This is a genomic window from Rhodoligotrophos appendicifer (assembly GCF_007474605.1).
In the GTDB taxonomy this organism is placed as follows: Bacteria; Pseudomonadota; Alphaproteobacteria; order Rhizobiales; family Im1; genus Rhodoligotrophos; species Rhodoligotrophos appendicifer.
The window spans coordinates 23,091-34,842 of sequence record NZ_VHKL01000002.1 but is presented as its reverse complement, the minus strand read 5'-3'; the positions used below and the strand labels follow the sequence as shown (position 1 = coordinate 34,842).

The 11,752-nt window shown below is 63.7% G+C and carries 10 protein-coding genes; 3 read left to right on the top strand and 7 right to left on the bottom strand.

All coding sequences use genetic code 11. From position 1 onward, the window contains the following. Window positions 1-25: 25 nt before the first annotated feature. On the top strand, window positions 26-928 hold the full coding sequence (locus tag FKM97_RS04240) for a MurR/RpiR family transcriptional regulator (protein ID WP_143957927.1): 903 nt from the start codon (window positions 26-28) through the stop codon (window positions 926-928). Window positions 929-996: 68 nt separating this feature from the next. After that, a complete protein-coding gene (locus tag FKM97_RS04235) occupies window positions 997-2,493 on the top strand; it encodes an aldehyde dehydrogenase family protein (RefSeq protein ID WP_143957926.1) in 1,497 nt (498 codons plus the stop codon). Window positions 2,494-2,545: 52 nt separating this feature from the next. On the opposite strand, the gene paoC is transcribed toward FKM97_RS04235, so the two are convergent. The 3 genes from paoC to paoA are packed head-to-tail and all read right to left on the bottom strand — an operon-like array spanning window position 2,546 to window position 6,283. Beyond that, on the bottom strand, window positions 2,546-4,744 hold the full coding sequence (gene paoC, locus FKM97_RS04230; protein WP_143957925.1) for an aldehyde oxidoreductase molybdenum-binding subunit PaoC: 2,199 nt from the start codon (window positions 4,742-4,744) through the stop codon (window positions 2,546-2,548). A 4-nt stretch (window positions 4,745-4,748) separates the two neighbouring features. Continuing rightward, window positions 4,749-5,699 carry an FAD binding domain-containing protein gene (locus FKM97_RS04225; protein ID WP_143957924.1) on the bottom strand — a complete coding sequence of 317 codons (951 nt, stop codon included), beginning with the start codon at window positions 5,697-5,699 and terminating at the stop codon, window positions 4,749-4,751. Next, a complete protein-coding gene (gene paoA / locus FKM97_RS04220; RefSeq protein WP_246104935.1) occupies window positions 5,696-6,283 on the bottom strand; it encodes an aldehyde dehydrogenase iron-sulfur subunit PaoA in 588 nt (195 codons plus the stop codon). Before paoA ends, FKM97_RS04225 begins: the two co-directional genes overlap by 4 nt. Before the next feature lie 313 nt (window positions 6,284-6,596). On the opposite strand from paoA, the gene FKM97_RS04215 reads away from it, so the two are divergent. Continuing rightward, entirely contained in the window at window positions 6,597-7,250 is a 654-nt protein-coding gene (locus FKM97_RS04215; RefSeq protein ID WP_143957922.1) for a hypothetical protein, read from the top strand. Here FKM97_RS04215 and FKM97_RS04210 read toward each other — a convergent pair whose 3' ends face one another. From FKM97_RS04210 to FKM97_RS04195, 4 genes are all read right to left on the bottom strand, one after another. After that, window positions 7,251-8,486: an aromatic ring-hydroxylating oxygenase subunit alpha gene (locus tag FKM97_RS04210; RefSeq protein WP_143957921.1), complete on the bottom strand. Its 1,236-nt coding sequence runs from the start codon at window positions 8,484-8,486 to the stop codon at window positions 7,251-7,253. It lies immediately after the preceding gene. A 38-nt stretch (window positions 8,487-8,524) separates the two neighbouring features. Further along, the gene (locus tag FKM97_RS04205) at window positions 8,525-10,099 is read right to left on the bottom strand and encodes an ABC transporter substrate-binding protein (protein WP_143957920.1); all 1,575 of its coding nucleotides are present in this window, start codon (window positions 10,097-10,099) and stop codon (window positions 8,525-8,527) included. A gap of 257 nt (window positions 10,100-10,356) precedes the next feature. Next, the gene (locus FKM97_RS04200; protein ID WP_143957919.1) at window positions 10,357-10,740 is read right to left on the bottom strand and encodes a RidA family protein; all 384 of its coding nucleotides are present in this window, start codon (window positions 10,738-10,740) and stop codon (window positions 10,357-10,359) included. Between the two features lie 216 nt (window positions 10,741-10,956). After that, entirely contained in the window at window positions 10,957-11,739 is a 783-nt protein-coding gene (locus FKM97_RS04195) for a DUF4394 domain-containing protein (RefSeq protein ID WP_143957918.1), read from the bottom strand. Window positions 11,740-11,752: the final 13 nt, after the last annotated feature.

Genomic DNA, 11,752 nt, shown 5'->3' with positions numbered 1-11,752 from the left:
AAGACGCAGTGTGTATGAAAGTCAGGTGAAATTGACGACGCCCTCGACGACGGATCAGCTGGAGCCTGCGGCCATCGTTGAGCTCTTGAAGTCTCGCTTCGGGCAGCTCAGTCCCAAATTGCGGGCTGCGGCGCGCTTCGTCATCGATCACCCCGAGGAGATCGCCATCAATTCCATGCGCGCCACCGCTAAGCGCGCCGATGTTCATCCCAACACCATGCTGCGGATTGCACGGGAACTGGACTTCGACAGCTACCAGTCCTTCAGGGATTGCTTTCGCAAGAACGCCGTGCGCGGCAGCCGGGCCGACTGGCTGCGGCGCGCACATGCCGTTCGCGAGCATTACCCCCAGGGCCCGAGCGGGCCGATCTTGAGCGAGCATATCGAGCGGGAGATGTCCAACATCCGCGACACCTTCAGTGCGGAGAACATTGCCAGCCTCGAAAAGGCCGTGGCCATCATCGACAAATGTCGCCGGATCTACGTTGTAGGCCTGCGCAGCATGTTCGCGGTCTCCTATTATTTTCATTATGTCTGCCGGTTCTTCTCCGGCAAGACCATCCTGCTGACGGGAACGGGAGGCACCTTTGCCGATGAGCTGAGGGGCATGGAGGTCAGCGATGTGCTTCTGGTTTTTTCCTATCGCCCCTACACGATGGACGCTGTGAAGGCGGTCAACTTCGCGCGCAAGCGGGGTGCGAAGATCATCACCGTCACCGACAGCCGGGTCTCGCCGGTGACCAATGAGGATAGCCTGAATTTCATCGTGAACAATTCGTCCGATTCCTTGTTTCCGACCGTTCTGCCGGCCTTTGCAATCGCCCAGGCTCTGGCCCATCTCCTGGTCTCCACCGGCGACAGCAACGTCATGGAAACCATCTCCAGAAGTCAGGAACAGCTTGACAACTTCGGTGTGTATTGCGAATGAGTTGTTGAAAATATCCCTATTTCCCAAATATTTACAGTCGGCTTCACAACTTTCCGAGGACGTGAACGATGAATGTGATCAATAAGGCGGACGCCTTTCAGCACCCGTTTCTCGATGGCTCCACCAAGCGGATGTATATCGATGGCAAATGGGTGGAGGCTCGTTCGGGCAAGACCTTCGCGACCTACAACCCGGCCACCGGCAAGGTCATCGCGCAGGTCGCCGAGGGTGATGCGGCCGATATCGATCTTGCGGTTGCTGCGGCGCGTCGTGCTTTCGAAGGGCCCTGGAGCCGCTTCAAGCCGGCCGATCGCCAGCGACTTCTGCTGAAGCTCGCCGATCTCGTTGAAGCCGACATGGAGAACTTGGCCACCCTCGACACTCTCGACATGGGCGCGCCAATCACCAGGACGCGCGGCAATCGCGCCCGCGCCGTGGGCATGCTGCGCTATTATGCGGGCCAGGCGACGTCCATTCACGGCGAGACGATCGAGAATTCGCTGCCCGGCCAGATCTTCTCCTACACCTTGAAGGAGCCGGTGGGCGTCGTGGGGGCGATCATCCCCTGGAACGGCCCGCTCACGGCCTCGATCTGGAAGCTCGGCCCCGTGCTGGCGACCGGCTGCACCGTCGTGCTCAAGCCCGCCGAGGAAGCACCCTTGACGCCGCTGCGCCTTGCCGAACTCTGCGAGGAGGCCGGCGTGCCGCCCGGCGTGGTGAACGTCGTTCCCGGCCATGGCGAGACGGCGGGCGCAGCCCTCGCCTCCCATATGGGCGTCGACAAGGTCGCCTTCACCGGCTCCCATCTCACCGGTCAGAAGATCATCCGCGCCTCCGCGGGCAACTTGAAGCGCGTCTCGCTGGAGCTCGGCGGCAAGTCCCCCGACATCGTCTTCGCCGATGCCGACATGGCGGCGGCTGTCCCCGGCGCCGGCATGGCTGTGTTCTCGAACTCGGGCCAGATCTGCAGTGCCGGCACCCGCCTCTTCGTCGAGGAGAAGATCTATGAGGAGTTCACCGAGCGCGTCGCGGAGTTCAGCCGCTCGCTGAAAGTGGGCAACGGCCTCGATCCCGACACTCAGGTTGGCCCGCTGGTCTCCTCTGAGCAGCTTGATCGCGTCTCCGGTTACCTCAAGGTCGGCAAGGAGGAAGGCGCCCGCGCTTTGTCCGGCGGCGCTCGTCTCACCGATGGCGACTATGCCGACGGCTATTTCATCCCGCCCACGGTCTTCGGCAATGTTCGCGATGAGATGCGCATCGCCCAGGAAGAGATCTTCGGCCCCGTGCTCTCGGCCATCCCCTTCACCGACATCGACGAGGTCATCAGCCGCGGCAACAATACCAGCTTCGGCCTCGGCAGCGGCGTCTGGACCCAGGATGTCGGCAAGGCCCACAAGCTCGCGAAAGGCCTCCGGGCCGGTTCGGTGTGGATCAACTGCTACCAGGCCATGGACCCGGCCGTGCCCTTCGGCGGCTACAAGATGAGCGGTTATGGCCGCGAATCCGGCGTCCAGCATGTCGAGGAGTACCTCAACGTGAAGGCCGTCTGGATCAAGACGGAATAGTTTTTGCCCACGAAGGTCCGGCGGACGCACAGCCGCCCCGCCGGACTCTTGCTCAAGCCTCCGGCAGCCGATCCAGATACTTGTCCAGGGTGATGGGATAATCCCGCACTCTGACGCCGGTCGCATTGTAGATGGCGTTCGCGATGGCCGCCGCGACACCGCAGATGCCCAGCTCGCCGACGCCCTTGGCCTTCATGGGCGATGACGTCGGGTCCGTCTCATCGAGGAACACCACCTCTTGATGCGGGATATCGGCATGCACGGGAACCTCGTAGCCGGCGAGGTCGTGGTTGACGAAGAACCCGAGCCGTTTGTCCACGGCGAGTTCCTCCATCAGCGCCGCTCCGACGCCCATGGTCATGGCGCCGATCACCTGGCTGCGGGCGGATTTCGGGTTCAGGATGCGGCCCGCCGCGCACACCGCCAGCATCCGTCGGACCCGGACCTCGCCGGTATCGGCATCGACGCCCACCTCGACGAAATGCGCACCGAAGGTCGACTGCTGATACCTCTTGTCGAGGTCGCCATATTCGATCCAGTCCTCGGCGACGAGATCGCCATCGGCGCCCGCCTCCGCGAGGTCGGCACTCCGATTGCCCGAGCGGACCTTGCCATCGGCGAAGGCGACGTCCTCCGAATTGAACCCCAGCTTCTGCGCGACGGCCTCCCGGAGCTTCACACAGGCCGCATAGACCCCGGCCGTTGAGTTGTTCGCGCCCCATTGCCCCCCTGAGCCGGCGGAGACGGGAAAGCGGGAATCTCCAAGCCGCACGAGCACTTTGTCGAGACCGACCCCCATCATCTCGGCAGCAGTTTGCGCGATGATGGTATAGCTGCCCGTGCCGATGTCGGTCATGTCGGTTTCCACCGTCACGAGCCCATCCCGGCCGAGCCTCACCCGCGCGGCGGACTTCGTCAGCAGATTGTTGCGGAAGGCCGCAGCGACACCCTTGCCGATCAGCCACTGTCCGTCGCGAACCTGCCCCGGCGTCGCCACCCGCGACGCCCAACCGAATCGATCCGCCCCCCTGCGCAGGCATTCGATGAGGTTCCGCTGGGAGAAGGGCCGCTCCGGATTTTCCGGATCGACCTGCGTGTCGTTGCGGATGCGGAACTCGACCGGGTCGAGATCCAGCTTCTCCGCCATCTCGTCCATGGCGATTTCGAGCGCCATCAGCCCGGGCGCCTCGCCCGGCGCGCGCATGGCGTTGCCTTCCGGCAGGTCGAGGACCGCCAGCCGCAAGGCCGTCATGCGGTTGGCGCCCGCATAGAGCAGCCGCGTTTGCATCACGGCGACCTCCGGCCCGCCCCCGGGGAGATCGCCTGACCAACTTTCATGGCCGATGGCGGTGATCTTGCCGTCCTTCCCGGCTCCGATGCGGATCCGTTGGATCGTCGCCGGCCGGTGCGTGGTGTTGTTCATGATCAGGGGCCGCTGCAGCGCAACCTTGACCGGCCGCCGCGCGGCACGCGCACCCAACGCGGCGAGCACGACGTCGGCCCGCACGAAGAGCTTGCCGCCGAACCCTCCGCCGATGAACGGCGAGACGAGCCGGACCTTCTCCTTGCCGATCCCGAGCGTCTTCGCCAGGTCGCCCACGCTCCAGGCGATCATCTGATTGGAGGTCCACACCGTGAGTTCGTCGCCCTCCCAGGAGGCGATCGAGGCATGCGGCTCCATCATTGCATGCGACTGGTCCGGCGTCGTGTAGAAGGCATCGAGCTGGACGTCCGCCGATCCGAAGGCCCCAAGAAAGTCGCCGACCGCCGTGTCGGGCTTGTCGTCCATCTTCGGGATCTGGGCGCTATCCTTGGCTGCGGCGAGATCGAACCTGCCTTCCGCCGGGACATAATCCACCCGCAGCAGTTGCGCGGCCGCCCGAGCCTGCTCGAAGCTCTCGGCAACGATCAGCGCGATCGCCTGGTGGTAATGCTCGATGTCGGGTCCGCCGAGCAGTTTGGCCGTATTGAAGGATCCCTTGCCGAGCTTGCCGGCAGTGTCCGCCGTGACCACCGCCAGCACCCCGGCTGCGCGCTCCGCATCCTGCTTGTGGATGGCGCCGATCCGGCCCTTGGCGATGGCCGCGCCCACCACATACCCATAGGCTTGGTTGTCTGCCACATCGTGATGTTCATACGCATAGGCAGCAGTTCCCGTCGTCTTAAGCGGGCCTTCGATGCGGTCCACGGGACGGCCGATGACCTTCAGCTGATCGATGGGATTGGTGGTGGCTTCCGTCTCGAACTTCATCGCCTCAGCTCCTTGCTTGCGCCAACACGGCACCGAGGGTGCGTTGAACGAGCGGCAGCTTGAAGGCGTTGTCGTCGGTCGGATGGGCATCGGCAAGCAGCTGCTCGGTGACCGCCTTGGCGCCGCGCGGCATCTCCGCCTCGGCCGCTTCCATCCGCCAGGGCTTGTGGGCCACGCCTCCGACGGCCACCCGCCCCGTCCCGTCGGGCTGCACGATGGCCGCGATCGAGACGAGCGCAAAAGCGTAGGACGCGCGGTCACGGACCTTGCGATAGACATGCACCCCACCCAGAGGCTTGGGCAAGGTCACGGCCATGATCAACTCGCCGTCTGCGAGGACCGTCTCCACATGCGGCGTGTCTCCGGGAAGTCGGTGAAACGTCTCGATCGGGATGTCACGTGTCTGCCCGTCGGGCTGAACCGTCTCGATGCTGGCATCCAGAACCCGCATTGCCACGGCCATGTCGCTGGGATTGGTCGCGATGCAGGCCTCGCTGCCGCCGATCACGGCCAATTGCCGCGTGAACCCGCCGATGGCGCTGCACCCGCTGCCCGGCCGACGCTTGTTGCAAGCTTGGTTCCTGTCATAGAAATACGGACAGCGCGTCCGCTGCAGGAGATTGCCCGCGGTCGTTGCCTTGTTGCGCAACTGACCCGAGGCTCCCGCAAGCAGCGCCCGCGACAGGACCCCATAATCACGGCGCACGCGCTCGTCGGCCGCAAGGTCGGTGTTGCGCACCAGCGCGCCGATGCGCAGGCCGCCCTCAGGCGTGCTCTCGATCCGATCCAGCCCGAGCCGGTTCACGTCGATCAGATGGGTCGGCACCTCGATTTCGAGCTTCATCAGGTCGAGAAGGTTGGTGCCGCCGGCGATGAACTTCGCCGTCTCGCCGCGGGCGGCGGCTGCGGCGGCCTCCTTCGGGGTACTGGCCCGCTCATAGGTAAAGGATTTCATGCTTGCCTCCCCGCGACGTCGTTGATCGCATCGAGAATGTTGGAATAGGCGCCGCAACGGCAGATATTGCCGCTCATCCGCTCGCGGATTTCGGCATCGGTCGCCTCCGGCGCAGCCATGAGGTCGGCGCTGACATGGCTGGGAATTCCGGCCTTGATCTCATCCAGGACGGCGACGGCGGAGCAGATTTGTCCTGGAGTGCAATAGCCGCACTGATAGCCGTCATGGCGGACGAAGGCGGCCTGCATCGGATGCAGGGCCTCAGGCGTTCCGAGCCCTTCGACGGTCGTGATGCTCTCGCCCTCATGCATCACCGCCAAGGTGAGGCACGAATTGATCCGCCGCCCCTCGACGACCACGGTACAGGCGCCGCATTGGCCGTGATCGCAACCCTTCTTGGTGCCGGTGAGCTGCAAATGCTCCCGCAGGGCATCCAGCAAAGTCGTGCGGGTGTCGAGTGTGACGTCGCGCACCTCTCCGTTCACGGTGAAGGACAGTGTCGCGACGGCGGAGGAGTCGGTCATGGAAGCTGCACCAATGGTTTGGGTCGGGCTCTCGGCAAGGGCTGGCGCGGTGGTGGCCATTGCCGAAGCGGCTCCGGCGACCAACAGGTCTCGCCTGTTAATCCCGGAAGTCCAAGAATGTTGCATGGCATGTTCCGATCGTTTCGAACGGCCGCGGCAAAGCCTGTCGGTCGGCGGTGTCCGGGGCGCATGTCATCCTAATGCGCGCCGTCAGCGGGTTGTTCCCGCCGGATGGCCGGCAGCGGCGATCAACAGCCCGTGTTCCGGGCCTCTTCAAGCGCCGATGCCGCACCCGATCTTCGCGCGATCCGGGAACTTAAGAGACACCTCCTCGATTGCTGTGGAGGGACGATTCAGTCTCGGGAGCATTCACATGGCGATGACGGACGAGTTGAGAAATCCCGATGATATCCGCGCCCTATCTCCCGAACTCGACATTGATCGGCTGGCCCAGATCATCATTGCCGCGCAGGATCTGGTCGATGCCGGCACGATCATGAGCAACGGCGTCGATGAGCAGGCCGGGGTCGATCAGACCGTCTTCGACGAAGCCGTCGAGAACGCCAATGATGCGCTGGATCAGCTGGACGAGGCATCGTCCTTCCTGGCGCGGGTGATCACTGCCATGGGCAGTGACGGACTGGAGCGCGCCATGGCGACGGCGACATCCGACGATCCGGCGGCGGCCGCTGCACTCGCTCGCTTGACCGCGGGCAAGGGGCTCCTGGATGTTCTCCGGAGTGGACTGCAGAAGGTTGCCGTCAGCGATGTCGATGACGATGGCGCCCCCACGGACAGCAAGCCGACCCAGTTCACCATCCGTCAGAATGACAATACCGAGCTCGGCGCCAAATACCTCATTGCCGCCGGCGCGGCCGAAATCTACGTGGCCACGCAGTGCATGAACGATCCGGCGACTTTGGAGGGACGCGCCGCTGTCCTGCTGGGCATCGGCGCCGTTCGTCTGCCCCCGGACGTTATTCCCGCCCCCTCGGTTGTGGCTGCGGAAGCAATCCCTGTGGCGTGACTAAGCTGCGCTCTCCGCGTCGATCTCGTGCAGATACCACTCGGTGAACCGTTTCGTGCTGTTTTCGATCGGCAACGCATACGGTCCCGGCTGGTAGAAGCGCGAGGCGACGCCGAGTTGGTTCTGCTCGATGATCTGCTTGTCGGCGTCATTGGTGACCCGCCACAGCCACGTGACCTTGTCGATGTCGAAGTCGCGCCCGGCGACGGCCGTCTCGTTCACCAGCCAGGTGACATGGAGCTCGGTCTTCATGACCGATCGCGGCGTGAACCGGAAGATCGCCCCATAGTCGCTATAGGCGATGAAGAATGTCACGGGCCCCGCATAGACGAATGTCGTCCCCCCGTCGAAGGCGGTGAACTGTCCCATGAGGGGTGCAACGCTAGCGCCGTCCTCGCTCCCCGTCTGGATGCCCTCCCACATGGCATATCTCGCGCAGTAATCCGCTTCCTGGCCGGGCTGCGCCTCCAGTGCCCACTGATCCCGCGAGGGGATGCGGATCCCCTGCGCGGCGGTCCGGCTCTGCATGGCGGCGGTCATGTCGTCGACGCCCGGACGGGCTTGTGAATGCAGCCGCGTATAGTCGGGATGCGACGGCGCGCAGTGATAGCACTCCATCTGATTTTCCACGGCCAGCTTCCAGTTGGCATCGAGGAGATAGGATTGTTGGTGGATCACCTTGGCCGTGCCCCAGCCATAGACGCCGAGGGAGGTGCTGATCGTCTCCGTGACCTGGTCCAGTCCCAGGGCCTCTTCCGCGAACGTGATGAACAGCAGGCCTTCGATGACCCTCAGATGGATCTGTCGCAGGCCGTGTGCGTCGACATCGAAATCGGCCGGCATCATGCGTGCGTTGCGCAGGGCGCCTTCGGCCGTGAACACCCAGGCATGATAGGGGCAGATCAGCAGTCCCCCTTTGGCATGACCCGAGCTGTCGTAGCAGATCCGCGAGCCGCGATGACGGCAGACATTCATCAGGGCACGGATCACGCCGTCCCGTCCCCGGATGATGATCACCGACTCGCGGTCGAGCTCATAGGTGAAGTAGTCGCCCGCCTCGGGGATCGCGCTTGCGTGCCCGACGCAGATCCAGTGACGCATGAGCATGCGCTCGATGTCGCGCTGATAGATCTCCGGCGAGACGTAATACGCTTGAGGGAGACTGTGTCCGGGCCGCGGCCGATGGACATCGACCTGTGTGAATGCCGTTGCTAGCCCGCTTCGGTGGGTGGCCATCGCTCTGCTCCCGGACGCAGTCCCTGTCGCCTAGACTGTCACGTCAACCACCACCGTTCGATGCAGCGCGCGCCGTCGAGTTCCCACACGCCCGAGACCTCTTTCTCGTGGCCCACCTTGTTGGAGACGCCCTCCACATGATTGGCGAAGACGGGGACCACCACGCCGCCATCGTCGCTGATGATGTGCTGCATCTCCTCATACATGGACCGGCGCTTGCTCTCGTCGAGCTCGCCGCGGGCGGCCACCAGCAATTCGTTGAACCTCGCATTGTCCCAGTCGGACTCGTTCCAGGCGGCTCCCTTGGCGAAGGCGATCGTCAGCATGACGTCTTCGGTCGGTCGCCCGCCCCAATAGGCCGTGCAGAAATCCTTCTTCAGCCAGACATTGTCCCAGTACCCGTCATTGGATTCGCGCACGACCTTGATGTTGATGCCGCCCTTCTTCGCGTCCTCTGAATAGAGCACGGCGGCATCCACAGCACCGGGGAAGGCCGCATCTGCGGCACTCAGCTGGATGTCGATGGACTCGAGCCCGGCTTTCTTCAGATGGAACTTGGACTTGTCGGGATCGAAGGCGCGGGGGGCCAGGTCCTTGGCATGGTAGCGATAGGACGGCGTGATCGGCTGGTCATTGCCGGCCTGACCGTGCCCGTACAGAATTTTGTCCACGATGGCTTGCCTGTCGATGCCGAATTTCAAGGCGAGGCGGACATCGTTGCTCTTGAAGGGATCGACCGTCACATTCGCCGGCATGTTGTAATACATGCGCCCCGGGACGTCTTCGATCCGGATCGTCTTGTTGCGCGCCAGCAGGTGGGCGGTCTTGAGGTCGGTGCGGTTGATCATGTCGACCTGGCCCGTCACCAGGGCGTTCTGCCGCGCGGTAGCATCCGAGATCGCGATCATCTCGGCGCCGTCGACATAAGCCTTCTTGTAGCTGCTGGGGTTGCGCTCAAGCACCGCTTTGACGCCCGGCTCGAAGGATTTCAACGTGTAGGGCCCCGCGCCGATGTCGAGAGCCGGCGTGTCGCCGCTGAACGGCATGATGTTGAGGTGATAATCGGCGAGGACGAAGGGAAAATCCGCATTGCCCTCGAGCAATGTGAAGATGACCGTGTCCTTGCCATCGGCCTTGATGTCGCTGATGGCGGTCAGCAGCGGCTTGGCGCCGGATGTGCTGCTCTCGCCGCGGTGATAGTTGATCGACGCGATGACGTCGTCGAGGGTGAGGGATTTGCCGTTGCTGAACGTGACACCGTTGCGGATCTTGAAGACCCACTTCTTGGCGCCGTCCGATCCTTCGAAGCTTTCCGCGATTTCTCCGGCCGCCGAGCCGTCGGGAGCGACCTCCGTGAGATTGCCGCGCACCGTATAGCCGATCATCACCATGAAGGTGTCGGTATAGGTGGCGGGATTGAGGGAGTCCGTGGTGGCGCCCCCGGCGAGGCCGATCTTCAGAATGCCGCCCGGCTTGCCCTGTGCCCGCGCCTCCGCGGTCCAGAGCAGGTCCGCCGCTCCCAGGCTGACCCCGAGCCCCGCCGCTGCATACATGAATTGGCGCCGCGAGATCCCGCGCTGCAGGACGCGCTTCAGCATCATTTCGTCTGTCATCTACCCTCTCCCCAGCCAAGCCCGGGATGGCCCTGGGCAGCCACAGCAGTCAAACTGACTTAGTCGTCATCTTTTTTGACCAACGAGACAGCAGTAAATGACAAGCTCCCGAGGCTGTCAATAGCCGCCTTGAGAGGGGAGCGCCGGACAGCAGCGGCACCGGCCGCTCGCAGGGGAGCCAGTGCCGGAGTTTCGATGCGGAGGAGGATCGGGAGAGCGGCCGCTTGGAGTGCGGCTCCTCTCCCTTGAGTGAGCGTTTAGGAGACGGCGATCACCTCGATCTCGACCTTCAAGGCAGGATCCACCAGCCCGGCGATGATCAATGTGCTGGCCGGCTGGCACTCGCCCAGCGCCTCTTGGCGCGCGGTGCGGTTGGCCCCGAGATAGGACAGGTCGGTGAGGATCGTGACGATCTTCACGATGTGATCGGTCGTCATTCCTGCGGCGCGTAACTGCGCGGTGATATTGGCCCAGACGAGGCGGCACTGCTCGGCAGCGTCCTCCGGGATCATTCCCTCTTTGTCGGTGCCGACCTGTCCGCTGAGATAGACGGTTTTCGTGGCACCGGTCACTTCGACCGCCTGGGAATATCGTCCGGCGGGGGCGGGTGCATCTGGAGCATTGATGTCGCGGCGCTGCATCTGGTTTCCTCTGTCGCTCGTTGATCAACGAGACATTCTGAATGACATTGCCGACAGATGCTTGGGGCGACGATCGGCGCCCGGCATCCTGGCCGGGCGCACAATACCGAGTTTGGCTCGCGACTCACCGTAAAAAAGTCGCAACGCCTCGGCAGCCGAAGGGAGCACAGGCCCCACGGAGTGAGGCGCTGCGCCGGTAAGCTGCCCCAGGCTCATTTACATGTCGGGGAGGATCGCGATATCGCGGACCGGCGTGGTCGCACCGGCGATGGGCCCGACCAGGGTCGCTTTGCCGGTCTTCAGGTCGACCTTGTGCAGGCCGTCCCCGGCCATGAGCCAGGCCGCATTGGTGCCGTCCGCCATCGTGACGATGTCGAAGGCGAAGACATCACCCGTAACGCCGAGCTTGCCGACGGCATTGAGCACGCCGTCATTGGGCGGAGCCTGCTTGATCAGGCCGCCGATGGTGGCATCGATGTCGTAGAGCGCCGTCTCCTTCGCGCCTTTCATGGAGTTCGTGTACGCTCCGGCGACGATGTTCGGCTGCTCGCCCTTGTGCATGTCGGAGTCGGCGAAGGCCAGCTTACCGTCCTTGGTCACCTTGCCATCATCCACATTGGCCCGCAGATTGACGCCGTCGCTGCCCATGACCCGCAAGCGATCCGCCACCGGATTGAAATCCACCGTGCCTTTGGTGCCCGGGGTCAGCATCGTGTCCAGCTTGGATTTGGACGTGGCCTTTCCCGTCTCCACATCGATGGTCGCAACCGTACCATCACTGAACAAGGCATAGAGCATGCCGTCCGCGGGCCGCACGTCGATGCCGACAATCATGCCCTCGACGCCGCTCACCGTCTTGGGCTCGCCCAAGGTCATCGCCTTCGCGTCGACGATCGCGATCATGTTATCGGCCACCAGCGCGGCGACGGATTGCGCCTGCGCCTGGGTCGCTCCCGAAACGACGCCGACAAGAGTCAGAGCCATCAAAGCCGTTTTCATGTCCACTCTCCTT

Bases quoted from the DNA above. Each gene is read 5' to 3' on its own strand.
- FKM97_RS04235 (WP_143957926.1), top strand. From the start codon at position 997: ATGAATGTGATCAATAAGGCGGACGCCTTTCAGCACCCGTTTCTCGAT.
- paoC (WP_143957925.1), bottom strand. From the start codon at position 4,744: ATGAAGTTCGAGACGGAAGCCACCACCAATCCCATCGATCAGCTGAAG.
- FKM97_RS04225 (WP_143957924.1), bottom strand. From the start codon at position 5,699: ATGAAATCCTTTACCTATGAGCGGGCCAGTACCCCGAAGGAGGCCGCC.
- paoA (WP_246104935.1), bottom strand. From the start codon at position 6,283: ATGGCCACCACCGCGCCAGCCCTTGCCGAGAGCCCGACCCAAACCATT.
- FKM97_RS04215 (WP_143957922.1), top strand. From the start codon at position 6,597: ATGGCGATGACGGACGAGTTGAGAAATCCCGATGATATCCGCGCCCTA.
- FKM97_RS04210 (WP_143957921.1), bottom strand. From the start codon at position 8,486: ATGGCCACCCACCGAAGCGGGCTAGCAACGGCATTCACACAGGTCGAT.
- FKM97_RS04205 (WP_143957920.1), bottom strand. From the start codon at position 10,099: ATGACAGACGAAATGATGCTGAAGCGCGTCCTGCAGCGCGGGATCTCG.
- FKM97_RS04200 (WP_143957919.1), bottom strand. From the start codon at position 10,740: ATGCAGCGCCGCGACATCAATGCTCCAGATGCACCCGCCCCCGCCGGA.
- FKM97_RS04195 (WP_143957918.1), bottom strand. From the start codon at position 11,739: ATGAAAACGGCTTTGATGGCTCTGACTCTTGTCGGCGTCGTTTCGGGA.